Here is a 26,578-nt window from a genome sequence, read left to right as displayed (position 1 = left end):
TTATGTTGAATATATTACTGGTGTGTAATGCTGGTATGTCCACAAGTATGGTTGTAAAAAAAATGAGGGACGCCGCAAAGGAAAAAGGGCTGGAGGCAGAGATCAATGCCCGGCCGATTTCAGAGTGCAAGGACTTGATTGATACTTTGGATATTATCTTGTTAGGGCCGCAGGTAAAGTTCCAGAAGCCTCAGATTGACAAGCTGGTAGAGGGCAGAATACCGGTAGAAGTAATGGATATGAGAAGTTATGGAACCATGAACGGTACCGCTATTTTAGATCAGGCCCTGAAGATACTGAATCTGTAAAGCACACAGGAACATGAAGGAGTATACATAATGGAAAATTTAGAAATGACTGCAGTTACACTGATCAGCAATGCGGGAATGGCGAAATCAGCCGCATTTGAGGCGCTGCAGTGCGTGAAAAGCGGTTCAAAGGAGGAAGCCTTTAAGAAATTGGAGGAAGGCGATGCCTATTTCTCAGAAGCCCACAGAATTCACGCAGATTTGATCCAGAGAGAGGCGGCTGGTGAGGATATCAAATGCTCCCTGCTGATGATGCATACGGAGGATCAGTTAAACAGTGCGGAGATGATTCGTTCTCTTGTCAGGGAACTGATTGATGTATTAATATAAAATATTAGGGGCTGCTGCAAAATAGAGGAGTAATCATCTATTTTACAGCAGCTTCGTCTTTATGCCGGAAAACGAATAGCGGTCAGCAATTCAGTTTGAGGTTTTATTGTGTTTGTTAACGATAAATGCTATGATAAAAAGGACTATAATCAGCACAGAAAAGAGGACAGGTATGAAGTTAATACTAATAAGACACGGAGAACCAGACTATTCCATTGACTCTCTCACAGAAAAAGGCTGGAGAGAGGCAGATATGCTTTCCGAAAGGATCAGTAAGCTTTCTGTTTCCGCTTTTTACTGCTCCCCTCTTGGAAGAGCAAAAGATACAGCAAAAGCAACATTACAAACACTACAAGCTGAGGCGGAGGTATTGCCCTGGCTTAGAGAATTCCGTGCGCCGGTTGATAACGGGGCTGGTGAAACTAAAACCATACCCTGGGATTTTATGCCCGGATACTGGACAAACCAAAAGGAGCTTTACGACAGAGATTTATGGTTTGAAAATGAGAGGATGAAAACAGGGCCTGTAAAAGAAGAATATGAAAAAGTGGCTTCCGGGCTTGATGAAATATTAAAGAAACATGGATATCAGAGAGAAGGCGGAATGTACCGGGCTGTACCGGGGAGTGACGATACCATCGTCCTGTTCTGTCATTTTGGAGTATCTTGTGTTATGCTGTCTCATCTTCTGGGAATCCCGGCCCCGTTGCTGTGGCAGGGCTTTTTTCTGCCGCCTTCATCGGTCACCACACTGGAGACGGAAGAGAGGATAGAAGATGAGGCTTATTTCCGGTGTAAGGGAATGGGGGATACGGCTCATTTATATGTGAAAGGCGAACCAATATCAAATGCTGGATTTTTCCCAAGGGAAGCGAAAAATCCTAATGCATACCAATAAAAAGTATGATATAATAGGAAAAAGTAATAATCGGAGGCGGTCGTATGTTTGCAGAAGAAAGGCAGAATCAAATTGTGGCGCTTGTCAACAAAAATGGTTCCGTGCGCGTAAAAGAACTCAGCGAGAAGTACCAGGTCACGGAAGACAGCATACGGAAAGACCTGACGTTTCTTGAAAATAAGGGGCTTTTAAAAAAAACATATGGCGGAGCCATGAAAAAAAGGGTCAATGTTCATGACTTGAACGTGTCCCAAAGGAAGGACAAGAATACTGAGGCAAAGCAGAAGATTGCTTCTAAAGCCATGGAACTGATTAAGGACGGGGATATGGTATTCCTGGATATTTCGACTGCAAATCTGGAACTGGCAAAGCTCATTACGAAATCCTCTTTAAATATCACAGTTGTTACAAATATGGTGGACATTATGCTGGAATTCATGGTACCTGCCACAGCCAGGCTCATTTTTATCGGAGGGGCCTTCAGCATAGGAAAAGATGGGTTTGTAGGAAGCTTTACCAATAAGCAGATCTCAGATTTCCGGTTTGACATCGCATTCCTCGGTGCAGTTGGAGTTGATGTGTTTGAAAATAACGTTTCGACCTATATGGTGGAAGACGGGCTTACAAAAAGTGCGGTGCTGGAAGTGAGTAAAAACGCCTATATGATGCTGGAGACCAGGAAATTTAACACCGACGGCACTTATAAATATGCAAGAATTGATAGTTTTACCGGCGCTGTGATGGAAAGTAAGCCGCCTGCCGAAATAGAAGAAAAATTGAAAGAATTTAATATTGAGTGGTTATAAAGATGAAAGTCAAGGTAAAAAACATGCTTTTCCATTTCGATGGAGGGAGGGCATGTTTTTTTGTTTTATCCAGGAAAGAATGTTTCATTAATGACTCCATTTGCAGGGACACGTAATTTCCTTCAGTAATATTGTTGCTGAAGAATCCACATTCCAGCCAGACAGGCGCCCTCATTGTGCTTCATAAGACTAAAATTATTACTGATAAGTACATTTTTAAAGAAATAAAAAGTAATAAAAAATAATAAAGATATCGTTGACAAAAACAATCGAGGGTAATATACTAAAATCAGAAAAAGTAATAAAAATAAATAATAAACAGGAGGAATCCCGTGGAAACTCTGTTGTTGACAGAACGTATCAGCATCCTGAAAAAAAAGATGTTGTCAGAGCCAAGATACGCGTCTGTTGAGCAGGCGAAAATCATTACGGATATCTATAAGGCAAATGAAGAAAAGCCGAGAATCATCCAGCGGGCGTTGTCTTTAAAGGCTGCATTGAAACAGCTGGAAATCCACGCTGAACCGGAAGAATTGATTGTGGGCAACCGGACGGCCGGGGTACGGTATGGCGTTGTTTTTCCGGAAAGCGGAAGTACCTGGGTGGACCGGGAGTTTGAAACCCTTCCGACCAGGCCACAGGACAGATTTGAGATCAGACCGGAAGACATTACATATTTTCGTGAGGTAATAAGGCCCTACTGGAAGGGAAAGTCTCTGGAAGATGTGCTGTGGGAACGCTGCGGAAAAGAGATCGATCATATTGCAAAGGTCGTGAAGATCAACCAGAAAGACCATGCCCAGGGGCATATATGCCCAAACTGTAAGGAGTGGCTTCACAAAGGACCGGCAGGAATCAAACGGGAAGCAGATGACCGTTTGAGAATTGCAGGCGGGCGCCAGAAGGATTTCTTTAAAAGCGTATCCCTTGTGATGGACGGAGCCATTCATTTCATGCAGCGTTATCATAAGCTTCTGCTGGACATGGCCCAGGGGGAAGAGGATGGTTACAGGCGCGGCAGCATGGAAGAAGTGGCCCGCATCTGCAAAAAGCTGTCCGAACAGCCGCCGGAAACGTTCCATGAGGCGGTACAGTCTTTGTGGTTTCTTTTTGTGATTCTCCATATGGAATCCAATGCTTCTTCCTTTTCGCCGGGAAGGATGGATGAATTCCTTTGGGAATATTTTGACCGGGACAGAAAGGAAGGGTGCCTTAATGAACAGGGAGCATTAGAGATTATTGAGTGCCTGTGGCTGAAATTTAATGAGATTGTATATATGCGTAATGCTAACAGCGCCAAGTTTTTCGCAGGTTTCCCCATTGGATTTAATATTGCCATAGGAGGGCAGGATGCAGAGGGAAATGATTTTGTCAATGATCTCTCCTTTCTACTGCTAAAAGCTCAGGAGCACTTAGGGCTTCCCCAGCCGAATCTTTCCGTAAGGCTCCATGAACATACGGGAGACGATCTTTTAAAACAGTCGGTCAAGGTGGTTTCAAAGGGAAGCGGCATGCCCCAGTTTTTCAATGATAAGGCAGTGATTCCAGCCATGGAAGAACTGGGAGTAGACCAAAAAGATGCCAGGGACTATGCCATTGTGGGCTGCGTGGAGCTTACCACCCAGGGAAATAATCTGGGTTGGAGCGATGCCGCCATGTTTAATTTAAACAAGGTCCTGGAACTGACACTGACAGGTGGAAAATGCCTTCTGACCGAGGAACAGCTGGCCCCCAACTATGGGGACTTAACCACTTATGAAACCTACGAAGAACTGGAAGCCGTATTTCAGAGATACATAGATGAATACATGGAGTTGATGGTAAAGGCCTGTGAGGAGGTAGAAAAAGCTCATATAGACTTGCTTCCGTCTCCATTCCTGTCCTCCGTCATTGATGAATGCATGAAAAAGGGGATGGATGTGACTGCGGGAGGAGCGAAATACAACTTCTCCGGAATCCAGATGATTCAGGTGGCCAATTTAGCGGACAGTCTGGCGGCCATAAAGCTGCTTATATTTGATAAACATAAAGCAGAGGCCGGAGAACTGCTGGAAGCGCTTAAAAATGATTTTGAAGGAAAAGAAGTGCTGCGTACCATCCTTTTAAACAAAGTGCCTAAATTCGGCAATGATGTAGACTGGGTGGACCAGTTGGGGACCAAATGGGCGGAATATTTTAAAAAGCGCCTGTCCCGGTATACCAATTACAGAGGCGGAATATACCATACAGGCATGTATACGGTTTCCGCGCATGTCCCCATGGGAGAGAATGTAGGGGCTTCGCCGGACGGCAGGCATACAAGAGAGCCGCTGGCTGATGGCGGAATGTCCCCAGTCTATGGAAGAGATATCACGGGGCCTACGGCAGTGCTGAAATCCGTATCAAAGCTGGATAAAAACCTGACTACAAACGGAGGTCTTCTTAATATGAAGTTTTTGCCGGAATTTTTCCGCACACAGCAGGGAATCGATAAGTTTGCCTTGTTTTTAAGAACCTTTGTGGATCTGGAGATTCCTCATATCCAATTCAATGTGGTCAGGAAGGAAGATTTGATTGCGGCAAAGAAAAATCCGGAACAGCATCGAAGCCTTACCATCCGGGTAGCCGGATATACCGCTTATTTTACGGAGCTTGCCGATGAGCTTCAGAATGAAATCATCGCAAGGACCAGCTACGCAGATATCTGATGGGAGACATAAAACATATGGAGGGAATCAATATGGAGGAGAGGACGGTAAAAGGAACTGTCTTTGATATCCGCCGTTTTTCCACCCATGACGGCGGGGGAATCCGGACAACCGTATTTTTAAAGGGCTGTCCCTTAACCTGCGTATGGTGTCATAATCCGGAAGGGATCAGTAAGTCGGTAAGACCATTGCACTTCCCGAACAAATGCATTGGCTGCCAGATCTGTTACCTGCTTTCTGAAAACGGCGGTATCTTCATGACAGAAAAGGGAATCCGGCTTGATATTACAAAAGCGGAGGACTGGGACCGGATCATAGAGGAATGCCCTTCCGGGGCAATCCTATGGGACAGCACCAGGATGACCGTGGAAGAGGTTGTGGAAGAGGTACTTAAGGATGCCCCTTTTTATAAATACGGCGGCGGTGTTACTCTCTCCGGGGGAGAGCCGCTGCTCCAGCCGGAGTTTGTCCTCTCCTTTTTAAAGGAGATGAAGAAAAGGAACATCCACACGGCGATTGAAACGGCTCTCCATGTACCAACAGAAACGCTGGAGGCGGTACTCCCGTGGATGGATCTGATTTATGCGGATTTTAAGATTTTTGACCCGGAAGCCCATAAAAAATATATCGGTGTGACCAATGAGCGGATCAAAAAAAATATTCGTCTTTTGCTGGAATCTGAGAATAGAGACCATGTTACCATCCGTACCCCAATGATTCCGGGGCTTACCACTGAGGAAGATAACATTGCAGGAATCAGCCGGTTTATTTCAGAGGTTTACAAGGAAGTGTCATATGAAATACTGAATTACAACCCCCTGGGGGAAGCTAAGTACCATTTGGTTGACAAAACCTATTGTTTTAATGATAACCCAAAACCCTACTCCCGTCAGGACATGGAGCTGTTTGCAAAAATCGCCAGATCTAACGGGGTAGACCATATCATCTTAGAATCATGAGAAGAGGAGGAGCAAAGGCATGAAATTTATTATTGATGATGCAAACATTGAGAAGATTAAAGAGGTATACGACATATTTGCAGTAGATGGTGTTACGACCAATCCCAGCATTCTCGCGAAAAACGGAAAGCAGCCTTTTGAGACACTGAAGGAAATCCGTGAATTTATTGGGCCGGAAGCGGAACTTCATGTGCAGGTGGTTGCAGCAGATACTGGGGGAATGATTGAGGAGGCTCACAGGATCCAAAAGGAGCTTGGGAGGAATACCTATGTAAAGATCCCTACCACAAAAGAAGGATTAAAAGCCATGAAAGCCCTGAAAAAAGAAGGGGCCAATGTGACAGCCACGGCCATTTACACCCAGATGCAGGCATTTTTAGCAGGAAAAGCCGGGGCAGACTATGCGGCACCGTATGTAAACCGGATCGATAACCTTGGAGCAAATGGCATAAGAACGGCCAAGGACATCCACGACATATTCAAGAAAAATGGGTTAAAAACAGAAGTGCTGGCAGCCAGCTTCAAGAATTCCCAGCAGGTTCTGGAACTTTGCCAGTATGGGGTCGGCGCGTCTACGATTTCTCCGGATGTCATAGAGGGGTTGATTAAAAATGACTCTGTAACGATGGCGGTAAGAGCCTTTACCAAGGATTTTGAAGAGCTGTGCGGTGCAGGCAGGACCATGAAAGACTGCATGTAATCATTTGCCTAAGCAATAAGCCTGCCGCATATGCTTTGCACGAGGGTGATGAAGCATTGATCAATCTACTGGAAGCAGTGGAAAAAATACGATTAAGAAAGCCTAATTTATCTGAATGGAAGGTACAGAGCTTGCGTATTGCTGGAAAGGTATATGGAGAGCAACTATTATGCTGAACAGTGACTTACGAATAAATTAATAGCCACCCAAGGCTTTATGCACATGGATGACTATTATCTGAAAATCTATGAAAACTCCACGGTATACCGAATGGTACCCACGGTGGTGTGAGAGGTCGGCTAGTCAATTAATGTCTAGTCTCTTATTCAATTCGTTACATCATATCCGATTTTACTCTCAACACCAACTGTGGAATATTCTTTATTTAATTTTTACTATGCTCCATCCGCAAACCTAAAGAAAATTAAGTGGCCGGCGCTGCCTACAACTCCAGGCGATTCTTCCAGTGTCGTGCTCGTTCCGATGTTGCCAGATGCTATTTGGACAATATCGCCAACATTATAGAAGTTGACTCTTGAAATCGTTATCTCCCCTACGGTATCCGCGTTTGATACCGGCGCAACACCCTCCGTCGGGTTATTATTTAGTAATACCCAAAAATAGGTATTTGCCGGCGTCCCTACTGCAAAGTTCAATGAGCACACCAATGCATAAAGACCAGCTCTTGTAATGACAAACGTATTGCTATTAATAAAATCAATTCCCACAGCTGTAGTTGCTCCAAATGTAACAATACCCCGCATACCAGGTACTGTTTGCTGGATTATATTTGCATTTACAAATGGCTGTAGAATGGGGCCGGTAGGCCCAGTAGGCCCAGTAGGCCCAGTAGGCCCGGTAGATCCGGTAGGTCCAGTCGGTCCGGTAGGTCCAACAGGTCCCTCAATCCCCTGTGGCCCCTGAGGTCCCTCTGGTCCCTGAGGTCCAGTCGGACCAATAGTGCCTTGGGCGCCAGTCGGCCCGGTAGGTCCAACAGATCCTTCAATCCCCTGTGGCCCCTGAGGTCCTTCTGGTCCTTGAGGTCCGGTAGGTCCAATAGTTCCTTGGGCACCAGTAGGCCCGGTCGCACCAGTAAGTCCGGTAGGTCCAGTCGGTCCCGTAGGTCCAGTCGGTCCAGTAGGCCCGGTCGCACCGGTAAGTCCGGTAGGTCCAGTAGGCCCGGTCGCACCAGTAAGTCCAGTCGGCCCGGTCGGCCCGGTCGCACCGGTAAGTCCGGTAGGTCCAGTCGGTCCGGTAGGTCCAGTCGCACCAGTAGGACCGGTCGCACCAGTAAGTCCGGTCGGCCCGGTTGCACCAGTAAGACCAGTCGGCCCGGTAGGACCAGTCGGCCCGGTCGCACCGTTAAGCCCGGTAGGTCCGGTAGGACCAGTCGCACCAGTAAGTCCAGTCGGTCCAGTCGGCCCAGTAGGACCGGTTGCACCAGTAAGACCAGTAGGTCCAGTCGGCCCGGTAGGACCAGTCGGTCCGGTCGCACCGTTAAGTCCGGTAGGCCCGGTAGGTCCAGTCGGCCCGGTTGCACCGTTAAGCCCGGTAGGCCCGGTAGGTCCAGTAGATCCAGTCGGTCCTTGTGGTCCTTGTAAGCCTCTAGGTCCAGTCGGTCCGGTAGCACCAGTCGGTCCAGTCGGTCCTTGTAGTCCCTGTAAGCCTCTAGGCCCAGTAGGTCCAATCGGCCCAGTAGGTCCAGTCGGCCCAGTAGGTCCTGGACAACAACATCTAGGTCCATTATGTTCACAAGAACAACGACATTTACAGCATTGATTATCATTCATATAAATTCCCCCTCTATAATTATATACTTAACAATTAAAATATCATAAAGAAGTTTAATTCTTTATACATATAAAATATGTCTACTTGTACCAACGTGTTAATTTCAGGTTATTCAGTACATTATTCGGAACTTGTTGATAAAATCTAGAAGAACCCCTTTTTCCGTATTTTTGCTTCTTTTAATTGCTGATTAGACCGTATTGATGTTTGTTAACTTTGAGACATTGCATTACATCATAACTTGCGGATAAAAGTCTGTTTATTAATAGAATTAGAAGCCATAATATTACATCTATTGAAACAAAGATAAAGTAAGTTTATTAGAAAAATTATGTTTAACTGGAGTAATGTGATATGCTTGATTGTGCCCTTGCAATTTTATTGATAATATACCGTCAGCTAATTTTGAGTAGAGGAGAAGTATGATTGACAAAGAATACGATGTCCCTACAATGACCAGAAAAGAGCATGAAAAAATGATAGATAACGCTTTAGCTTTATCTACTTTAGATGCTCCTGAACCAACAAGAAAGATCCATATTTGTATGATGGTGTTCCCGTTTAGAATTAAGATATATCTATTGATAAATTCTCGTTTTTTCTGAAGACAGTGATGGATAAGTTTACAGAAACGGATTGAATAATTAAGAAAATTAAGTCAAGACCATCTAAAACACAAAGTTGACAAAATCACTTGAATTCTTAAAATACAAATGCTATAATCCTACCAACATACAGACGAGAGAACAAAGGAGTCTCAAGCGTACACAGTACGGTTGCGGCTCTTTTTGCTTATGGAAATTTTGTGATGCATGTGATCCAATTCATAAAGCAAATAAGTTTCTTAAGGAGAACAAGGAGGTTTTCCCTGCATTTTTGGGGAAGCCTCCTTGTTCCGTCTTTATTTTCGTCTTTTATGATAATAGATTGAGGAGGAAGCGATTATGAAAAAAAGATTATTACCCGTAACTCTTATCACAGCAATGACAGCAGCGCTCCTTGCCGGCTGCGGTTCATCTGCACAGCAGAGTACTGCGGGAGGCAGTACAGCCGCTGTAAGTACAACGGCTTCCCAGGATGCAGCGTCTACCCTAGAAGGAGAAGACGGGAAAACCATTAAGATCGGCGTGTATGGTCCTGTCACAGGAGGCTCTGCTGTTTATGGAGAGGGCGCACAGAATGCCATTGCTATGGCGGTTGAAGAAATCAATTCCGGGGATTTCGATTATAAGGTTGAAATCGTAAATGGCGGAAAAATAGTAGATGACGGCGGTGATGCCAAGCAGGCAATTAACGCTTACAACAGCCTGATGAAGGAAAGTCCCGGTGCCATAGTAGGAAGCTTTTTTTCTTCCGTTACCCTTCCCGTTGCCGAACAGGCTTCCAAAGATAACATGCTCCTTCTGGCAACAGGAGCTACCAATAAAGACGTAACCTTAAAAGGTTCCACTATTTTCAGGAATTGTTTTATTGACCCGTATCAGGGCAAAATGGCAGCGCAGTTTGCAAAGGAAAAGGGCTGGACAAAAGCCGCCGTTATTTATGCAAAGGATGATGATTATTCCAACGGCTTAAAGGATGCATTTATTGAGAATGCCGAGGCAAATGGAATTGAAGTGGTATATGTAGGAGAGTGTACCACAAAGGATACAGATTTTTCTTCCCAGACTTCCCAGGTAGTGGCTAAAGGAGCAGATTTCCTGTTTTATCCCGCATTCCTTGATACGGTTCCCCTTCTGATAGGCGCGGCAAGGGATGCAGGCTTTGACGGTGCTGTCATGGGCGGCGATGGCTGGGATGGAACCGATACGGCAGGTTTTGAAGATAAATTTGAGAACTGCTATTTTACCAACCACTATTCTTCAGAAGATACCGCTCCGGCCGTAGTAAATTTCGTATCCAAATATACAGAAAAATACGGTACGGAAAGCTTAAATGCATGTGCGGCTCTTTACTATGATGCTATTTACATGCTGGTGGAAGCTGCCAAAAACGGCGGTGCATCAGATACGGCCTCCCTGGTAAAGGGGATGACCGGAATGACTTTTACAGGTGTAGGAGGAACCTATACCATGGATGAAAACGGCGATCCAGAGAAATCCGTAGCGATCAATACCTTTGAAGCCGGCAAGGTGAAATGGCTTATGACTCTTTCGCCGGAAGGAACAAAGGAATAAATCAGCAAAAATCTTACAGGAAGATCTGAAAAAATGATAGGGAAATGTGCATAAAGACTTGAAAAGCCTTTGTTGCACATTTTCCTTTTGAGAAAGGAAGATCCTATGACATTTTCATTATTCTTTCAAAGCCTGATAAACGGACTGAACCAGGGCTCTATCTATGCTTTGATTGCACTTGGTTATACCATGGTATATGGAATCATCCGTATGATTAACTTTGCACATGGCGATTTTATCATGATTGGAGCCTATACCTTATTTTATACCATTCCTTTCATGATCCATGCAGGAATGCCTGTATGGATTTCCGTTTTCCTTGCCGTGGTCATATGCGCGGCGGTGGGAGTCATGGTTGAGGTGATAGCCTATAAGCCGGTCCGCAGGGCAGGCTCCATGTCAGCCCTTATTACAGCACTTGCCATGAGTCTGTTTCTTGAAAATCTGGCCATGGTCCTTTTTGGTGCAAAGCCCCATAATGTCCAGAAAATATTTGATTTACCTTCTGTAGATGTGCTTGGAGTGGCGCTACCTCTGAATGTTATCTTAACCATCAGTATCGGGATAGTTATGATGGCAGGCCTTCAGATATTTATTAAGAATACCAAGATAGGGAAAGCCATGCGGGCAGTTCCCCAGGACCGCGATGCTTCCATTCTTGCGGGAATCAATGTCAATAAAGTGATTACCATGACCTTTGCCATCGGCTCCGCACTGGCGGCAGTTGCAGCCCTTATGTACTGTGCCAAATATCCCCGCGTCACCAATGATATGGGTTCCATGATGGGACTTAAGGCCTTTATTGCCGCTGTCCTTGGAGGAATCGGTGTCATTCCCGGAGCCATGCTTGGAGGAATCCTCGTTGGCCTCATTGAGATTTATGTAAAACTCTTTGCACCGGGCTGGTATGAAGCGATTACTTATGCTATTCTGATTGTGATTCTTTTGGTAAAACCGTCCGGCATTCTTGGCAAGAATGTGGGCGAGAAAGTTTAGGGGGATGAACCATGGAAAAACGGTTTAAAGTTTGCTATTTCCTTAATTTCCTGGGTGTTCTGGCAGTTTTTTTCCTGTTTGTCCTGCTTTTTGAAAACAATGTTTTTGGCAGGTCCACTCAGTACATCAAGGGAATCAGTACCACCGCCTGTTATACGGTCATTATGGTGGCTTCCTTAAATCTGGTAGTGGGCTGTATGGGCGAATTTTCCCTTGGCCATGCGGGATTTGTATCAGTGGGGGCATATGCCTCTGCCATTGTGTCCAATGGACTTGCAGGAAAAGGACTGCCGGATATCGCATTATTCCTGGTTGCTCTTCTTGCAGGAGGAATTGCAGCAGGTATGACTGGAGTCCTGGTTGGAATTCCGGCTCTACGCTTAAGAGGAGATTATCTTGCCATTGTGACCATTGCTTTTGCGGAGATTATACGGGTTCTCTTTTGCAATCTTTCTATTACAGGCGGTGGAAAAACCATGAGTGGTATTTTAAAGCTTTCCAACTTCTATTGGAGCTTCTGGATCATGGTGATCTGCATCACCATCATGTACATGTATGTACGCAGCCGCTTTGGCAGAACGGTGAAAGCCATTCGGGAAGATTACATAGCAGCGTCTGCTTCGGGAATCAATGTAACTTATTATAAAGTGCTTACCTTTACCGTAGCTGCTTTCTTTGCAGGAATCGGCGGAGGTGTTTATGCCCATTACATGACAGCCATGATCCCCACCAACTTTAACTTCATGTACTCAGCGGAGCTTCTCTCAGAGGTAATCATCGGAGGGATCGGCTCCATTACCGGGTCCATTATCGGTGCGGCTTTTCTTTCTTCTCTTCCGGAGATGATGCGACAGTTCTCCCAGTACCGTATGCTGGCATACTCTGTAGTACTGATACTGGTTATGATTTTCAAACCGGGAGGTATCTTTGGAGCATGGGAATTTTCCCTCATTCGTGTATATGAACGGCTGACAGGCAGAAAAGGCGGTTGGGTAAAGAACCGGAAAAAAACAGAAGGAGGGGAATAAATATGACAGGGACGGAAGGAACCAAGCCGGTATTAAAGGCACAGAACCTGGGAATCCAGTTCGGCGGATTAAAAGCGGTTGACAGCTTTAATATGGAAATCGGAGAATCGGAGCTGGTAGGGCTGATCGGGCCAAACGGTGCGGGAAAAACCACCGTGTTCAATCTGATCACCGGTGTTTATAAACCTACGGAAGGATCCTTTTACTTAAATGGTCAGCGCATGAATGGAAAAAAGACCTATCAGATCGTTGAGGCGGGAATTGCAAGAACATTTCAGAATATCCGGTTATTTAAGAAAATGACCGTAATTGATAATGTAAAGGCAGCCATGAGCGCCAAGCTTTCCTACAATCTGTTCCATGCCGTTTTTCGTACACCGTCATACTGGAAGCAGGAAGAGGAACTGACAAAAAAAGCCAGGGAGCTGCTTCAAATTGTCCATCTAAGTGGAAAAGAAAATTATGAAGCAGGAAATCTTCCTTATGGAGAACAGAGGCGCCTGGAAATAGCCAGAGCCCTGGCTACGGATATGAAGCTCCTTCTTCTTGATGAACCTGCGGCAGGGATGAACCCTACGGAAACGGAAGAACTTTTGGAGATTATTAACTATATCCGGGATGAATTTAAGATTTCCGTGCTTCTTATCGAGCATGACATGAGCCTGGTCATGAAGATCTGTGAGCGGATCAAAGTCCTTGATTTTGGCACTACCATTGCATCCGGGACTCCGGAGGAGATTGCCAATCATCCAAAGGTCATTGAAGCCTATTTGGGAAAAGACGATGAGGAGGTAGAGGAAGATGCTTAAGGTAAAGGATCTGGTGGTATCTTACGGAGCCATTGAAGCCATTCATGGAGTATCCTTAGAAGTTCATGACGGAGAAATCGTTTCCCTCATTGGGGCTAACGGAGCGGGAAAGACCACCATCTTAAGAACCATTTCAGGGTTAAAAAAGGCTGATAAGGGAGAGATTACCTTTGACGGAGCTGATTTGATAAAAACAGAACCCAGCAAGATCATCAATTTAAAGCTGGCACATGTGCCGGAAGGGCGTCATATTTTTCCCCAGATGACCGTAGAGGAGAATTTAGAAATGGGAGCTTTTACCGATGGAAAAGACATGGCAGCCAATATGGCAGATATATTTGAACGTTTTTCCCGCTTAAAAGAACGGAAAAAACAGCTGGCAGGAACCTTGTCCGGGGGAGAACAGCAGATGCTAGCCGTAGGCCGGGCCCTTATGGCAAAACCCAAAATGATCCTGATGGATGAACCGTCAATGGGACTTTCTCCATTGCTGGTAAAGGAAATCTTTTCTATTATCAGAGAAGTGAACAAAAAAGGAATCACCATTCTACTGGTGGAACAAAATGCAAAAATGGCCTTATCTATATCAAACAGGGCATATGTCATGGAGACAGGGAAGATTACCATGGAAGGCAATGCCGGAGAGCTGCTAAAGGATGACAGGGTAAAAAAAGCATATCTTGGACAATAGGAGGATACGGCCATGGAGGAGAATAAGAAGTATTTTGCCATTGCCATCACCCGCACCTGCGGGAGCGGAGGCGGAAGCTATATAGGGAAAAAGCTGGCGGCTGATTACGGGATTGATGTATATGAGAGAAAGCTTTTACGTCTGGCATCGGAAGACAGCGGAATCAATGAGACGTTATTTGCAAATGCAGATGAAAATACGAAAAAGACCTTTTTATACCGTGCTTCAAGAAGAGTCTATAACGGGGAAGCCATCCCAAAGGAAAGCGGCAATTTTTTATCGGATCAGAATCTTTTTAATTATCAGGCAAAGGTCTTGCAGGAGCTTCTTCATCACGAATCCTATGTCTGTATCGGCCGGGCGGCGGATTTTGTCTTAAAGGATGAGCCCAATGTAGTGTCCGTGTATCTGGATGCCCCCTATGAATTCCGTTTAAAAAGAGAAATGGAACGGCAGGGGATATCAGAACAGGAGGCTGCAAAGTATATAGACAGACTGGATAAATACAGGAATTCCTATTACGTGTACCATACCGGAAGGCAGTGGAAGAATCCTGAAAATTATGATCTTTGCTTAGATACGGAAAGTCTGGGGCTGGATCATTGCGTGGAATTAATAAAGAAATACATGGAGTTGAAGTTTGGTATTGGCTCCAAGGAAAAGGAGATATTATGAAAGAGCTTGCTTATTATGATGGAAAGATCGGAACCCCTGAGGAATTGATGGTTCCCTTCCAGGACCGGGTCCATTTTTTTGGAGATGGAGTTTATGATGCCACCGTTGGAGGAAATCACAAAGTATATCTTCTAAAGGATCATCTTGACCGTTTTTATTCCAGTGCCAAAGCCCTGGATATTAAGATTCCCATGGGAAAAGAGGAACTTGGAGAACTTCTGACAAAACTTCTTTTTATGGTTGAGGGGGATACTCATTTTGTGTATTGGCAGGTGACAAGAGGCACGGCCCCCAGGGATCATGCTTATGATGAGACAATGCTTGGAAAGCTGTGGGTCATGATAAGACCTAATAAACTAAGAGACCCTAACGTGCCCATCCGCCTGATAACAAAGGAAGATACCAGGTTTCTCCACTGCAATATCAAAACATTGAATCTTCTCCCGTCCGTGATCGCTTCCCAGGAGGCTTTAAAAGCAGGAGCACTGGAAACTGTTTTACACAGAGGGGATATGGTTACGGAGTGCGCCCACAGCAATGTTTCTATTTTAAAAGACGGAACCTTCATTTCCCATCCCAACGATAACCTGATTCTTCGGGGGATTGCAAAGACCCATATGATCCAGGCCTGTTACAGGCTTGAGATTCAGGTACTGGAGCGGGCCTTTACCCTTGAAGAACTGATGGATGCCGATGAGATTATAGTGACCTCTTCATCCAATTTCTGCCTTCATGCAGACACCATTGACGGTAAGCCTGTAGGAGGAAAGGATCCGGGAACTTTAAAGAAGATTCAGGATGCCGTTTTAGAAGAATACTTAGAGTATACAGGCAGAAAGAGTATATTTGATTAGGAGTGGATGATGGACAGAGGCGGACTGGAAAAGAGAAATGTGGGAGAAAACCTGGATGCTCTCATGAATTTAGATCCCCGGGGATATGGTGTATGCCGGATTCTATATGCCGGGAGCCGGGAGCAGATGGGAGAGCCTCTTACCATGAGAGCGGCGGAAAAACTGTGTGAAACGGTAAAAGAAAATGATCTGGTTTATATTCTGACAGGATTTATACTTCTGCCTCATAAGAAGCCGGAGATGGATGGAATGGTCAGTTCCTTGCTGTTAGCACGGGCTCTGGTTATGGCTTTTGGGGCTAAGCCTGTCATCATCTGCCCGGAGGACTGTGTAAAATCTGTAAAGATATGTGCCGGCGTGGTAGGTCTTCATATATACCAGGATATAGGGACCGTACGGGAACTTCCTCTCAGCATGGGAGTGCTGGCCTTTACAAAAAATCCGGCCAGGGCAGTAATTGAAGCAGAATGGCTGATAAAAGAAGGGCTTCCTGGGGCGGTAATCTCTGTGGAGGCCCCTGGTTCCAATGAAAATGGTGTTTATCACAATGCTGCCGGAAAAGATGTTACAGAGCTGGAAGCCAAGACAGATGTATTATGGGAAATACTTCGGAAAAAGGGAATCTTAAATATTGCCATCGGTGATCTGGGCAATGAGATCGGTATGGGGGCCATCGCAGACCATATTAAAAAATACATACCTTTTACTGCGTCAGGGGAATGTGTGTGCGGCTGCGGGGGCGGAATTCTGGCAGCAAGCAGAGCAGATCATGTAATTACGGCAACCTGTTCTGACTGGGGCTGCTATGGTTTGATAGCGGCACTGGCTTACTTAAAGCGGGATATGGAAATTCTCCACCGGGAAGAAATGGAAGAAGAGCTGATGAGAGTGGCGTCAAGAACCGGCCTTATTGATATGACCGGATCTTTGATTCCTGGAATTGATGGATTCAATACCCGGCTGAATACCGGAATTGTCAGCCTGATGCGCCAGTGCACGGCTTATACGGTCCGATATTCCCATGATTCCGATCAGTGGTTTGGCTCTGTACTGAAAAAAGGGTTTTTTGAAGAAGGGGATGGGCCATGGTTCAAATAAAGGCGGTCGGCGACTGTGGGGCCCTGGTGGAATTGGGTGACTCCATCAGTGAGACAGTAAATTCGAAGGTAATGGAATTAAACCGGAAAATCAATGAGCATTCCTTAGAAGGAATTCTCGAGACAGTACCTGCTTTTTGTTCTGTTCTCGTTTGTTACGATCCATTGAAGACAGATTATAATGCTGTATCCAAGGTCCTTTTTCAACTGTCAGAATCCTTGGAAGGCAGAACAGGGACAGGAGGAAGGCTGGTGGAAATTCCGGTCTGCTACGGAGGCAGCTTCGGACCGGACCTTTCTTTTGTGGCAGAGCATGGAAAAATCAAGGAGGAAGAGGTGATCCGTATTCACTGCAGCAGGGAATACCGCATTTATATGCTGGGATTTCTTCCGGGCTTTCCTTATCTTGCTGGAATGGATGAACGCATTTTTACTCCCCGGTTAAAAACACCCAGAACCAGGATCCCGGCGGGAAGTATTGGAATCGGAGGAGAGCAGACAGGAATCTATCCCATGGACTCTCCGGGAGGCTGGCAGCTGATCGGACGTACACCTTACCGTCTTTTTAAACCGGAGCAGGCGGGAAGACCTCTTTATGAAGCCGGGGATTCCATTCGTTTTGCACCCATCAGCCAGGAAGAATATAAAGAAATAAAAAGAAAACAGGAAAAGGGGTGACGGGATGGGATTTGAAATCTTGCGTCCTGGAGCCTTGTCCACGGTTCAGGATAAAGGGAGAAGAGGATTTTTAAGCCAGGGCATCCAGGAAAGCGGAGCCTGTGACAAGTATTCCATGAAACTTGCCAATCTCCTTGCCGGGAATCTGGAAGAACCGGAAACGGCGGCAGTCATAGAATTTACGTTAAAGGGTGGTGAGATCCGTTTTACCTCTGACGAGATCATCGCCCTTGCAGGCGGGGATATGAAACCCTGTATCAATGGAATCCCGGTTCCCATTTTCTCCCCGATTCTGGTTCGGACAGGAGATATTCTGACCATGGAGCTTGCGGTCTCAGGCCTTCGGACTTACATGTCGGTCTATGGAGGAGTAGAGGTTCCTTCTGTCATGGGAAGCCGTTCCACTAATTTAAAGTGCCGCATAGGAGGCTTGGAGGGTAGGGCACTCCTTGAAGGGGATCTTCTGGAATCAGGGAAAGATCTCAGGCAGTTTAAGAAAATAGCAAAGAAATTAAAGGGAAATGAGAAGCTGGCAGCCGTAGGAGAGAATGAACCATGGCTTCGTCACTCGTCAACACCTTACCGTTTTTATGGAGACGACCGTATGGTTCTTCTGCGTGCCGTAATGGGCCCCCAGGAAAATGCTTTTACGGAACTGGGACTTAACACTCTGGTCCGGAATCCTTTCCGGTTAAGCAGGGACTGCGACCGCATGGCCTGCAGGCTGGAGGGAGAACCCATAGAGATGAAGAATGGGGCAGATATCATATCCGATGGGATTGTAGAAGGCTCGGTTCAAATCTCATCTTCTGGACTTCCCATGGTTTTGATGGCAGATCATCAGACCACCGGAGGATACGCAAAAATTGCCACGGTAATCAGTACGGACATCCCTGCACTGGCTCAGTTAATGCCGGGAGAATGGGTGGCATTTCAGTATATAACTCCAGGTGAGGCCATAGCAATTTGCCGAAAGGAAGATGAAAAGCTGAGGAAATTAAAGGAACGGCTTATGAATGCCATTTACCGGTAAATGAACCATAAGACAGGAAAGAAGGAAAGAACATGGCACTAGAGTACATAGACAGGGAGCCAAAGGAAGTCCGCCGGCTGATCAGGGAGGGTGTAATACAATGTCCTACCACCGGAATGTGTGGCGGCTATGCCCAGGGAAATCTGGTGATTCTTCCTGAGGTGCTGGCCTGGGATTTTCTTTTGTTCTGCCAGAGGAATCCCAAAGCCTGCCCGCTCCTGGAAGTATCGGATGCAGGAAGCAGGAGTTTTCCGCTGACTGCAGAAGGAAGTGATATCACAAGGGATATCCCCAGATACCGGGTGTATGAATACGGCGTGTGCACCGGTGAATACACAGATGTATCAGAATTATTTGAGGAATACCAAAAAACCAGGGGAAAGCTGGTAAGCTTTCTCATTGGCTGCAGTTTTTCTTTTGAAACAGCACTTTTGGAGGCAGGAATACCGGTGAGACAAATTGAGGAGGGTGTCAATGTTCCTATGTTCCACACCAACATTCCCTGCACACCGGCAGGAGTGTTTACAGGCAGCATGGTAGTGAGCATGAGGCCCATTCCTCACCGTCAGGTTTCCGGGGCTGTTGCCATTACCGCCTCCATGCCAAGAGTCCATGGGGCGCCTGTTCACGTCGGTTATCCCGAAATCCTTGGAATAAAAGATATTAACAAACCGGATTTTGGGGACCCGGTGACCATATATGATGGAGAGGTACCTGTTTTCTGGCCTTGCGGGGTAACGCCTCAGGCAGTGGTCATGAACAGCAGGCCGCCCTTTGTCATCACTCATTCTCCGGGACACATGTTTATTACGGATATAAAAAATGCGGAATTAAAAAATTAGAGGTGAGAATATGCCGGTCATTGATTTAAATTGTGATTTGGGAGAAAGCTTCGGTGCGTATAAAATGGGGCTGGATGAAGAGGTGCTGCCTTTTGTTACATCGGCGAACATTGCCTGCGGCTTCCATGGGGGAGATCCTATGGTAATGGAACAGACGGTGGCTTTGTGTAAAAAATATGGAGTGAGGGCAGGGGCCCATCCGGGATTTCCCGATCTGGCGGGATTTGGAAGAAGAAATATGAGCCTTACTCCCAGGGAAGTAAAAACCAGTGTTATGTATCAGATCGGTGCCCTGAACGCTTTCTGCAGAGGAGCCGGAATCAGGCTCTGTCATGTAAAACCCCACGGGGCCTTGTACAACATGGCGGCAAAGGATTATGAGTTGGCAAAAGCCATCTGCCAGGCTATAAAAGAAGTGGATGGCAGCCTAGTTCTCCTTGCTCTCAGTAATAGTGAGATGCTTCGGGCGGCAAAGGATACAGGGGTGTCTGCTGCCAGTGAGGTATTTGCAGACCGGGCCTATGAAAGGGATGGTAGCCTGGTTCCAAGAAGCCGGAGAGGCGCGGTGATTGAAGATGAGGAACTGGCATTAAAGCGGGTGATCCGAATGGCGAAAGAAGGGGTGGTGGAAGCCATTGACGGAAGCACGATTTCCATTGATGCGGATTCTGTATGTGTTCATGGAGATGGAGGGAAGGCTCTGGAATTTGTAAAGAGTATAAGAGAAGGTTTTTTAGTAGCAGGAATAGAGGTAAAATGCTTTTAGTGGCAATACAAAGGCGTGGCACGGAAAGGTGAGTAGTCTTAAAGACAACTTGTGAACCAAGGGTAAACAGAAAAAATTGCCGCTTATTATGGAGTTGAGTCGATCCACATACTAAAAACTAATGAGTATAGGTGACTATTTATACAAAACAAAGAAGCAAGGCGTATGTCTTGCTTCTTTGTTATTAGATTAATAATATGGATAATGTGTTGTATAGATAAAATCTCATAGGGTCGCATTAATTAAGTACTGGAAACGTGGGAAAACAACACTATCAGCATTTGACCTTATTAATGCTAATATACAAATGTTTATTAGGTATGACACATTGTATGTCATAAATTTTTACTGCCGTGCGGATCGTTTTAAATGTTTCATTGATTAAAAAATGCCTCCATTTTCCATATCAGTCTTATTCACAAAATCCATATGGTATAGTTTTTCCCAATGATTAATGTTTAATGTTCCCTTAGTGAGACGGATTGCTAAAAAGCAACAGTTTTCATCCTTTTCATTATTTGCCATATCGTACCATTCGGAAAAAGCTGTACGGAGTTTGGTTCTTATTTCGGCATTTTTTGGATCAAGCACCCAACCGAGGTTTTCACCTACTCCATTAGCGGTGAACATCTCTAAACAACCCGCAACCGAAACCTCCGAATTTTGCGAGATTTGCTGCATTTTGTTTGATTTTCCATGTGTTACAACATAAAACGTGCCGTCTTCGTAATAGGCGTCCACACTACGGACAACCGGGCGGGGCATTCCGTTAGCGCCCGGCTCCCGCGCAATCGTCGCGAGGGAAATAACATTGTCTTTGCCGTTTCCGAACTTTTCTTCGATTAATTTTAATCCTTCTTCGTAATTGCTCATTTACTTTTCCTCCAGCATTAATTATTTATTTTTCTCGTTTCTTAAAAGGAATCCACAATTCTACATAAGAGATGTCGGACGTACTTTTATAGTACATCTCAGGGAAAAATCCATCGGCAATTAGATTGTGCTTTTTAAGCCAAAACCGAGTGTATTTCATTGCCTTACCCAAATTAATTATCATCTGTTCATGATTTTCCGATTCAAAGCCACAGACGATATATTCTCGTATGGGAAGTTGCCAATTTGTAAATTCGGGGTTTTGCTCGTCTTTTTTTACTTCTGCACCAACAAAATAACTCGAATAACCGTCTGGTGCATCGCCGTGATAAGAAACACCAACCCAGCGCCTCTCTGAGATATGCGAGATATTCGGAAGAACCCTAAAAAACCTGTCCCAAATCTCACCAACCGTGTCAACGCCGGTTCTTTCGCCAAACATTTTACCATATTTGAATGGATAATATCCGGTAACACCAAGAAAGTTAATTGGCTCTTCAAGAAATTTACGGTTCATTTCCAAAACCAATCCATCACTAATCAGCGGTACACCCTCATCAACCACAATATAACCAAGCAATAAATCGGGTTTATCAAAATTCTGTAAGCCAATCGGTTTATCTCGGTACTGTGAAGGGGTAATCCCATAGGTTTCTTTAAAAGCTCGCGTAAAAGTTACGTGACTACCAAAACCGTATTCCATTGCAATGTCGATAATGCGGTTTTCTTTATCACGTAGCATCGTGAGAGATTTTGCCAATCGGCGCAATTTAATATAATCCCGAACCGATGTTTTTACCAATCGTGTGAATAATCTCTGATAATAAAACAGTGACAGTACGGCGGTTTCTGCCAGTTCTTCAATGTGGATTTCTTCACCGAGATGTTCTTCGATGTGGTTCAGAGTTTTTTGTATGGCTTCCCATGCGTGCATATAGATTCCTCTCTCTAAAACAAAATACCACAGACGAGAAACAAATGCTTTACCGTGTCTGCTCTTTTTTATCTAATGTATGAAGTATAAAATAATGTGCACCTGTTCATACCGAACTCTTATACAAGTTATAACCATAATTATTTATTGCAAATATTATATCAGGATTTATGACTTTTTGAAATAATGAATAATTATTAGACGATATCCAATTAAAGAATATTTGATAAACTTTGTCAACAGCTCGAATAAATCACACTCTCCCCTTAAAAATTACCAAGTAAGGTGTATGCATTCCCCTATCATATGAATACTAGCTATTTTGCTTTTAATAATTATCAATTTACCTGAGTATATACCATAAAATACATAATTACAAATATTAAAATATACTATATATAAATTGCTTTTCTTACTTTAAAATCCTTTATTTTTGTATCAGAATGAGATGTATTAGATTAAGTATGCCCGTGAATATATAGAGAAAAAATTAGATAATATATGATTGATATATATACACACGTATGGTAGGTTAAACGTAAGTAAAGATATATGAGAGATAACTGTAATCTCACGTTTAATCTCCGTTTACATTCGACCTGTATAATTAATAAAAAAGAATGGAGAATCCCATTATGACAAACCCGATTATCGATGCTATCAAAAACAGACGCAGCACGCGCCAGTTCACCGACGAACAAATCATGGAAGAACAAATGGACACACTTCTCGAATCCGCAATATGGGCTGCCGATGACGTACTGTCTCGACCTTGTCCGCGCGGTAGTATATGCCGGAACACCGGAGTATGACAGCATCGTGATGTTCAACCCGCTCGTGAACTGCCTTGCGATTGTTGGGTTGACACTGGGGTGTTTGATCGTGGGAACAATGTTCTTTGCGAGGAGTGAGAGGAATAGATAAATATAAATTTTCAAATGAATCTGCATAATAATCTAAAGAAAGAATGAAATGGCATTGACACAGAGTTAAGCCAAGACTATAATGTGGTCAATACAAAGGCGTGGCACGGAACTGTCATGCCTTTTTCTGTATAAGTCAAGGAAAACAGAAAGCTATCTAAAAATGATATATGAGATTGTATTTGTTCATTATGTACATGTATGTGGGGGAAGGAAAATAAAATTTAATAGTTATTGACATACAAACTCACGTATGTTAAGTTAAACGTAAATAAAGATATGTGAGAGATAACAGATGACTAATAAGATACAACGGACATCGCTTCAGTTAGAGATTATTCGTTATATACAGAATTATATTGAAGAAAATGATCTAAAAGCAGGGGACAGGCTTCCTTCCCAGGAACAGCTGTTAGAAATGATGGGTGTAAGCAGAACTTCACTCAGAGAGGCTATGAAGACCCTGGAGGCACGCAATGTTCTGGAAGTGCGGAATGGAAAGGGCGTTTACGTAGGCAGCCAGAAGGACAGTGCATTTTTGTCACTGATGGATTTTACCAGGGAAAAAGGTAAGCTTTTAGATGCTCTGGAAGTACGTAAGATTCTGGAGCGGGAAATTCTCCGTATGGTGATTCATACGGTTAACGAAGAAGAACTGAAAGAACTGGGCGATATTACTAAGGTATTAATGGAAAAATTTCATCAGGGAGTAAGACAGACAGAAGAGGACAAACAGTTCCATTATACCATATACCGTTTGTCCCATAATGATATTATGTATCAGTTGATCTTATCCATCAGCCATGTAATGGATCAGTTCTGGGAGTTTCCGCTCAATATGGAAGATCCTTTTTTAGAAAGTCTGCCATTGCATGAAAAACTGTATGAAGCGATTCGCGAAAAAAATGTGAAGAAAGCACAGCTAATCAATGAACAATTGTTAGATGCAGTATACCGGGATATTAAAAAACAAATATAATGTTCTATAGTAAAATGTTTTATAACAACTTAACCTATATTATAGCATATAGCATATAGGTTGAGAAATCAAAGGAGAAAAGAGGTAACACTATGTCAGATCAGAGCCAGTATTTAAAAAGTGATAAATTAATTACTGCACATTACGGAGAGGAATATGAGCATTATTATAATGCTGTTGTACCGCCGGTTTTCATGAATTCACTCAATGTATTTGAAACCATAGATGAATATTACGATTTTGACCGTACCGATAAGCATAAATATTGTTACGGCAGAGTTCAGAACCCTACCGTCAGGATTCTGGAAGATAAAATTGCGGCTTTGGAGCACGGAGCCGGAGCCCTGGCATTTGCATCGGGCATGGCGGCTGCTACAACAGCAGTATTAACTGCGTGCAGGACAGGCAGCCATGTAATATGCATCCATAATTCCTATGGCCCATTAAAAGATTTTCTGACCGGATACTGCAAAGAACACATGGACATTTCCACCACGTTTGTAAAGGGCGACTGTGTGGAGGAATTTGAAGAAAGCATAACGGATAAAACGGATTTAATTGTTCTGGAAAGCCCTTCTTCTCTTGTATTTTCCCTGCAGGACATTGAAGCGGTTTCAAAGATTGCAAAAGAACATCAGGCACTTGTCTATATTGATAACACGTTTTGCACTCCCATTTACCAGCAGCCCCTTACCCTTGGTGCAGATATCGTGATGCATACCACATCAAAATATATTGGCGGCCATAGTGACATAATAGGCGGCATGCTGGCAGTGAAAGATCCTGCACTGATGAAAAAACTGACAGCAAACAGGGAGCTGTTTGGCGGCATTGCAGGACCAATGGAGGCATGGCTGATGATCCGCGGCCTTCGAACATTGGCAGTCCGCATCGCGCAGCATCAGGAAACGGCAATTGAGGTTGCGAAGTTCCTTGAAAAGCATCCAAAAGTAAAGAATGTGTATTATCCTGGCCTGGAATCCAATCCCCAATACGGGCTGATGAAGAAACAGCAGTCAGGAAATACAGGATTGCTGAGCTTTGAGATGAATGGAACATTAAAGGACGCAGTAAAAGTGGCGGAAAGCCTTAGGATATTTAAGATCGGCGTATCATGGGGAGGTTTTGAGAGTCTGGTATTTTTACCCCATGCAAGGCTGGAAGAGAATGCATGCAAAGTTTTAGGAGGATCTCAGAATATTATCCGTATTCATTGCGGATTAGAAGGTACAGATGCCTTGATTTCAGATTTGGAATCGGCTCTTGCTCAAATATAAGCAAAACAAATCAAAGGAGGAGAACAGATGAGGAAAAAAAGAGCAGCAGTATTGGCGTTGGCAGCGGCAGCCATTCTGTCAGGATGCAGCGGGAAGACAGCTGCAGAAGCAACAACATCAGCAAGCGGGGAAACAGCAAAGACTGAAGCAGCGAAGACAGACAATGGAAAGCCGGGGGATGCGGTAACCATCAGCCTGGTAGAATCCCTGACCAGTCCGGAACGTACGGCTGTTTTACGAGGAATTGCGGACAAGTATGAGGCAGAGCATCCCAATATCAAGATTGATATTGTATCCCCGCCATTGGAGAATGCCGATGCGAAAATCACCCAGATGCTGATGAATGGAAGCGGTGTGGATATCGTAGAAGTAAGAGATTCCACAATTACCCAGTTTGTGACCAATGAATGGATTGCAGATCTTCAGAAATACTTAGATGGCTGGTCAGAAAAAGACACTTTAACAGATTCTGCGAAAGAAGTGATCCATTACATGAAAGACGGAGCTTACATGGTTCCTTATGGATTTTATCAGAGAGGTCTTTACTACAGGGCCGACTGGTTTAAGGAAAAAGGTTTGAAGCAGCCTGAAACCTGGCAGGATATCTATGACTCAGGAGTTGCCGTTACGGATCCGGCAAACAGCCGTTTTGGTTATTCTTTCCGCGGCGGCTCAAGCGGCTACCAGTATGCAGATACGATTTACTGGAGCTGGATCGGTACCGATAAGCTTGCAGATCCCAATGCCGGTTATTATTTAAAGGATGGCAATGGGGCAACCATTTTTACATTGCCTGAAGTAAAGGAAGCACTTCATTTCTATAAGGACCTTTTTAAAAATGCTTCTCCTACGGATTCCATAGCATGGGGCTTTTCCGAAATGGTACAGGGCTTTGTGGGAGGAACCACCTCTATGCTGATTCAGGATCCGGAAGTGATTGCGACCTGTTCCGCTGATTTACAGGATGACCAGTGGGATTTAGTTCCCTTCCCCAAGGGACCGTCCGGTCAGGCGGTTTTTCCAAACGGATTCGCCGGCTGGGGTATGACATCCTTTACGGAACATCCCGATGAGGCAGCGGACTTCCTTCTGTACTTGTCCAATTCCGAGAATAATACATACTTTGCAAAGAATTATTCCACAATCCCGATTCACAGTAATGCAGCAGATAAAGACAGTTATTTTTCAGAGGCACGGTTTGCTATGTATATGGACATGGCAAAAGAACCGGATGTATACCGTCATGCGGCATATCCTCAGATGTATGAAGCGTTTGCAACATATAAAACAGAGGTAGATACCATGTATCAGAAGTATCTTACCGACGAGATTACGGATGAGGATCTGTTAAAATGGCTGGATGAATTCTGGACAAAAGCATATCAGGATGAAGGACAGAAGTGGTAAGCAGGAACTAAATTATCACAAGAAGTATCTGGAAGGAGAGGGGTCTCCTTCCAGACACCT

Annotated in this window: 27 protein-coding genes; 24 read left to right on the top strand and 3 right to left on the bottom strand. The window is 44.5% G+C overall.

The annotated features are described in order from the left end of the window. Positions 1–2 precede the first annotated feature (2 nt). The 7 genes from AC27IJ_RS09720 to AC27IJ_RS09690 all read left to right on the top strand — a co-directional run bounded on the left by AC27IJ_RS09720 (position 3) and on the right by AC27IJ_RS09690 (position 6,688). Positions 3–308 carry a PTS sugar transporter subunit IIB gene (locus AC27IJ_RS09720; RefSeq protein WP_312442045.1) on the top strand — a complete coding sequence of 102 codons (306 nt, stop codon included), beginning with the start codon at positions 3–5 and terminating at the stop codon, positions 306–308. 30 nt (positions 309–338) lie between these two features. Next, entirely contained in the window at positions 339–638 is a 300-nt protein-coding gene (locus AC27IJ_RS09715; protein WP_312442046.1) for a PTS sugar transporter subunit IIA, read from the top strand. A 172-nt stretch (positions 639–810) separates the two neighbouring features. Beyond that, entirely contained in the window at positions 811–1,536 is a 726-nt protein-coding gene (locus AC27IJ_RS09710; RefSeq protein ID WP_313152738.1) for a histidine phosphatase family protein, read from the top strand. 44 nt (positions 1,537–1,580) lie between these two features. Next, complete coding sequence (locus tag AC27IJ_RS09705; RefSeq protein WP_312442050.1) at positions 1,581–2,342, top strand: DeoR/GlpR family DNA-binding transcription regulator; 762 nt, start codon at positions 1,581–1,583, stop codon at positions 2,340–2,342. 332 nt (positions 2,343–2,674) lie between these two features. After that, the gene (locus AC27IJ_RS09700; RefSeq protein WP_487148574.1) at positions 2,675–5,029 is read left to right on the top strand and encodes a glycyl radical protein; all 2,355 of its coding nucleotides are present in this window, start codon (positions 2,675–2,677) and stop codon (positions 5,027–5,029) included. 32 nt (positions 5,030–5,061) lie between these two features. Next, positions 5,062–5,988, top strand: coding sequence for a glycyl-radical enzyme activating protein (locus tag AC27IJ_RS09695; RefSeq protein WP_487148572.1), 927 nt, complete (start codon positions 5,062–5,064; stop codon positions 5,986–5,988). Positions 5,989–6,007: 19 nt separating this feature from the next. Continuing rightward, positions 6,008–6,688 carry a fructose-6-phosphate aldolase gene (locus tag AC27IJ_RS09690; RefSeq protein ID WP_312442054.1) on the top strand — a complete coding sequence of 227 codons (681 nt, stop codon included), beginning with the start codon at positions 6,008–6,010 and terminating at the stop codon, positions 6,686–6,688. A 395-nt stretch (positions 6,689–7,083) separates the two neighbouring features. Here AC27IJ_RS09690 and AC27IJ_RS09685 read toward each other — a convergent pair whose 3' ends face one another. Further along, positions 7,084–8,478: a collagen-like domain-containing protein gene (locus tag AC27IJ_RS09685; protein ID WP_487148570.1), complete on the bottom strand. Its 1,395-nt coding sequence runs from the start codon at positions 8,476–8,478 to the stop codon at positions 7,084–7,086. A 423-nt stretch (positions 8,479–8,901) separates the two neighbouring features. On the opposite strand from AC27IJ_RS09685, the gene AC27IJ_RS09680 reads away from it, so the two are divergent. From AC27IJ_RS09680 to AC27IJ_RS09620, 13 genes are all read left to right on the top strand, one after another. Next, positions 8,902–9,084, top strand: coding sequence for a hypothetical protein (locus tag AC27IJ_RS09680; RefSeq protein ID WP_312442056.1), 183 nt, complete (start codon positions 8,902–8,904; stop codon positions 9,082–9,084). A 339-nt stretch (positions 9,085–9,423) separates the two neighbouring features. Continuing rightward, entirely contained in the window at positions 9,424–10,656 is a 1,233-nt protein-coding gene (locus tag AC27IJ_RS09675) for an ABC transporter substrate-binding protein (RefSeq protein ID WP_487148568.1), read from the top strand. Positions 10,657–10,761: 105 nt separating this feature from the next. Beyond that, positions 10,762–11,652, top strand: a complete 891-nt coding sequence (locus AC27IJ_RS09670; protein WP_312442061.1) for a branched-chain amino acid ABC transporter permease — start codon at positions 10,762–10,764, stop codon at positions 11,650–11,652. An 11-nt stretch (positions 11,653–11,663) separates the two neighbouring features. Then, the gene (locus tag AC27IJ_RS09665) at positions 11,664–12,680 is read left to right on the top strand and encodes a branched-chain amino acid ABC transporter permease (RefSeq protein ID WP_487148566.1); all 1,017 of its coding nucleotides are present in this window, start codon (positions 11,664–11,666) and stop codon (positions 12,678–12,680) included. 2 nt (positions 12,681–12,682) lie between these two features. Then, positions 12,683–13,489, top strand: a complete 807-nt coding sequence (locus tag AC27IJ_RS09660; protein WP_312442065.1) for an ABC transporter ATP-binding protein — start codon at positions 12,683–12,685, stop codon at positions 13,487–13,489. After that, positions 13,482–14,180 carry an ABC transporter ATP-binding protein gene (locus AC27IJ_RS09655; protein WP_312442067.1) on the top strand — a complete coding sequence of 233 codons (699 nt, stop codon included), beginning with the start codon at positions 13,482–13,484 and terminating at the stop codon, positions 14,178–14,180. The genes AC27IJ_RS09660 and AC27IJ_RS09655 overlap by 8 nt, the downstream gene beginning before the upstream one ends. 12 nt (positions 14,181–14,192) lie before the next feature. Further along, positions 14,193–14,855 carry a cytidylate kinase-like family protein gene (locus tag AC27IJ_RS09650; protein WP_487148563.1) on the top strand — a complete coding sequence of 221 codons (663 nt, stop codon included), beginning with the start codon at positions 14,193–14,195 and terminating at the stop codon, positions 14,853–14,855. Then, positions 14,852–15,709 (top strand): aminotransferase class IV, encoded by an 858-nt coding sequence (locus tag AC27IJ_RS09645; protein ID WP_312442071.1) that lies wholly within the window; start codon positions 14,852–14,854, stop codon positions 15,707–15,709. Before AC27IJ_RS09650 ends, AC27IJ_RS09645 begins: the two co-directional genes overlap by 4 nt. Positions 15,710–15,718: 9 nt before the next feature. Beyond that, on the top strand, positions 15,719–16,807 hold the full coding sequence (locus AC27IJ_RS09640; protein WP_313259119.1) for a DUF4392 domain-containing protein: 1,089 nt from the start codon (positions 15,719–15,721) through the stop codon (positions 16,805–16,807). Beyond that, complete coding sequence (gene pxpB, locus AC27IJ_RS09635; RefSeq protein ID WP_313259106.1) at positions 16,795–17,484, top strand: 5-oxoprolinase subunit PxpB; 690 nt, start codon at positions 16,795–16,797, stop codon at positions 17,482–17,484. The genes AC27IJ_RS09640 and pxpB overlap by 13 nt, the downstream gene beginning before the upstream one ends. Before the next feature lie 4 nt (positions 17,485–17,488). Continuing rightward, positions 17,489–18,517 carry a 5-oxoprolinase subunit C family protein gene (locus AC27IJ_RS09630; protein WP_312442073.1) on the top strand — a complete coding sequence of 343 codons (1,029 nt, stop codon included), beginning with the start codon at positions 17,489–17,491 and terminating at the stop codon, positions 18,515–18,517. Between the two features lie 32 nt (positions 18,518–18,549). Further along, positions 18,550–19,359, top strand: a complete 810-nt coding sequence (locus AC27IJ_RS09625; RefSeq protein ID WP_487148560.1) for a putative hydro-lyase — start codon at positions 18,550–18,552, stop codon at positions 19,357–19,359. A gap of 10 nt (positions 19,360–19,369) precedes the next feature. Then, positions 19,370–20,125 carry a 5-oxoprolinase subunit PxpA gene (locus tag AC27IJ_RS09620; RefSeq protein WP_312442076.1) on the top strand — a complete coding sequence of 252 codons (756 nt, stop codon included), beginning with the start codon at positions 19,370–19,372 and terminating at the stop codon, positions 20,123–20,125. A gap of 381 nt (positions 20,126–20,506) precedes the next feature. Here AC27IJ_RS09620 and AC27IJ_RS09615 read toward each other — a convergent pair whose 3' ends face one another. Both AC27IJ_RS09615 and AC27IJ_RS09610 read right to left on the bottom strand, forming a co-directional pair. Beyond that, the gene (locus AC27IJ_RS09615) at positions 20,507–20,998 is read right to left on the bottom strand and encodes a pyridoxamine 5'-phosphate oxidase family protein (protein WP_025231965.1); all 492 of its coding nucleotides are present in this window, start codon (positions 20,996–20,998) and stop codon (positions 20,507–20,509) included. Between the two features lie 25 nt (positions 20,999–21,023). Further along, positions 21,024–21,932 (bottom strand): AraC family transcriptional regulator, encoded by a 909-nt coding sequence (locus tag AC27IJ_RS09610; RefSeq protein ID WP_312500902.1) that lies wholly within the window; start codon positions 21,930–21,932, stop codon positions 21,024–21,026. 620 nt (positions 21,933–22,552) lie between these two features. On the opposite strand from AC27IJ_RS09610, the gene AC27IJ_RS09605 reads away from it, so the two are divergent. The 4 genes from AC27IJ_RS09605 (at position 22,553) to AC27IJ_RS09590 (ending at position 26,518) form a co-directional block, all read left to right on the top strand. Beyond that, positions 22,553–22,744: a nitroreductase family protein gene (locus tag AC27IJ_RS09605; protein WP_487148557.1), complete on the top strand. Its 192-nt coding sequence runs from the start codon at positions 22,553–22,555 to the stop codon at positions 22,742–22,744. Positions 22,745–23,150: 406 nt separating this feature from the next. Next, positions 23,151–23,834 carry a FadR/GntR family transcriptional regulator gene (locus AC27IJ_RS09600; RefSeq protein WP_487148555.1) on the top strand — a complete coding sequence of 228 codons (684 nt, stop codon included), beginning with the start codon at positions 23,151–23,153 and terminating at the stop codon, positions 23,832–23,834. A gap of 92 nt (positions 23,835–23,926) precedes the next feature. Then, entirely contained in the window at positions 23,927–25,111 is a 1,185-nt protein-coding gene (locus AC27IJ_RS09595) for a trans-sulfuration enzyme family protein (protein ID WP_312442082.1), read from the top strand. Positions 25,112–25,138: 27 nt separating this feature from the next. After that, positions 25,139–26,518, top strand: coding sequence for an ABC transporter substrate-binding protein (locus AC27IJ_RS09590; protein WP_312442083.1), 1,380 nt, complete (start codon positions 25,139–25,141; stop codon positions 26,516–26,518). The last annotated feature ends 60 nt before the right edge of the window (positions 26,519–26,578 follow it).

The organism is Lacrimispora sp. YZC11, assembly GCF_057543815.1.
Note: the sequence above shows the minus strand (reverse complement) of the source record. Positions and strands in the feature narration are given on the sequence as shown.

Coding starts and splice junctions, on each gene's coding strand:
- AC27IJ_RS09705 (WP_312442050.1), top strand. CDS start 1,581: ATGTTTGCAGAAGAAAGGCAGAATCAAATTGTGGCGCTTGTCAACAAA.
- pxpB (WP_313259106.1), top strand. CDS start 16,795: ATGGTTCAAATAAAGGCGGTCGGCGACTGTGGGGCCCTGGTGGAATTG.
- AC27IJ_RS09680 (WP_312442056.1), top strand. CDS start 8,902: ATGATTGACAAAGAATACGATGTCCCTACAATGACCAGAAAAGAGCAT.
- AC27IJ_RS09715 (WP_312442046.1), top strand. CDS start 339: ATGGAAAATTTAGAAATGACTGCAGTTACACTGATCAGCAATGCGGGA.
- AC27IJ_RS09695 (WP_487148572.1), top strand. CDS start 5,062: ATGGAGGAGAGGACGGTAAAAGGAACTGTCTTTGATATCCGCCGTTTT.
- AC27IJ_RS09605 (WP_487148557.1), top strand. CDS start 22,553: ATGGAGAATCCCATTATGACAAACCCGATTATCGATGCTATCAAAAAC.
- AC27IJ_RS09600 (WP_487148555.1), top strand. CDS start 23,151: ATGACTAATAAGATACAACGGACATCGCTTCAGTTAGAGATTATTCGT.
- AC27IJ_RS09610 (WP_312500902.1), bottom strand. CDS start 21,932: ATGCACGCATGGGAAGCCATACAAAAAACTCTGAACCACATCGAAGAA.
- AC27IJ_RS09660 (WP_312442065.1), top strand. CDS start 12,683: ATGACAGGGACGGAAGGAACCAAGCCGGTATTAAAGGCACAGAACCTG.
- AC27IJ_RS09625 (WP_487148560.1), top strand. CDS start 18,550: ATGGCACTAGAGTACATAGACAGGGAGCCAAAGGAAGTCCGCCGGCTG.
- AC27IJ_RS09620 (WP_312442076.1), top strand. CDS start 19,370: ATGCCGGTCATTGATTTAAATTGTGATTTGGGAGAAAGCTTCGGTGCG.
- AC27IJ_RS09685 (WP_487148570.1), bottom strand. CDS start 8,478: ATGAATGATAATCAATGCTGTAAATGTCGTTGTTCTTGTGAACATAAT.
- AC27IJ_RS09595 (WP_312442082.1), top strand. CDS start 23,927: ATGTCAGATCAGAGCCAGTATTTAAAAAGTGATAAATTAATTACTGCA.
- AC27IJ_RS09645 (WP_312442071.1), top strand. CDS start 14,852: ATGAAAGAGCTTGCTTATTATGATGGAAAGATCGGAACCCCTGAGGAA.
- AC27IJ_RS09675 (WP_487148568.1), top strand. CDS start 9,424: ATGAAAAAAAGATTATTACCCGTAACTCTTATCACAGCAATGACAGCA.
- AC27IJ_RS09590 (WP_312442083.1), top strand. CDS start 25,139: ATGAGGAAAAAAAGAGCAGCAGTATTGGCGTTGGCAGCGGCAGCCATT.
- AC27IJ_RS09710 (WP_313152738.1), top strand. CDS start 811: ATGAAGTTAATACTAATAAGACACGGAGAACCAGACTATTCCATTGAC.
- AC27IJ_RS09655 (WP_312442067.1), top strand. CDS start 13,482: ATGCTTAAGGTAAAGGATCTGGTGGTATCTTACGGAGCCATTGAAGCC.
- AC27IJ_RS09650 (WP_487148563.1), top strand. CDS start 14,193: ATGGAGGAGAATAAGAAGTATTTTGCCATTGCCATCACCCGCACCTGC.
- AC27IJ_RS09690 (WP_312442054.1), top strand. CDS start 6,008: ATGAAATTTATTATTGATGATGCAAACATTGAGAAGATTAAAGAGGTA.
- AC27IJ_RS09670 (WP_312442061.1), top strand. CDS start 10,762: ATGACATTTTCATTATTCTTTCAAAGCCTGATAAACGGACTGAACCAG.
- AC27IJ_RS09615 (WP_025231965.1), bottom strand. CDS start 20,998: ATGAGCAATTACGAAGAAGGATTAAAATTAATCGAAGAAAAGTTCGGA.
- AC27IJ_RS09630 (WP_312442073.1), top strand. CDS start 17,489: ATGGGATTTGAAATCTTGCGTCCTGGAGCCTTGTCCACGGTTCAGGAT.
- AC27IJ_RS09720 (WP_312442045.1), top strand. CDS start 3: ATGTTGAATATATTACTGGTGTGTAATGCTGGTATGTCCACAAGTATG.
- AC27IJ_RS09665 (WP_487148566.1), top strand. CDS start 11,664: ATGGAAAAACGGTTTAAAGTTTGCTATTTCCTTAATTTCCTGGGTGTT.
- AC27IJ_RS09640 (WP_313259119.1), top strand. CDS start 15,719: ATGGACAGAGGCGGACTGGAAAAGAGAAATGTGGGAGAAAACCTGGAT.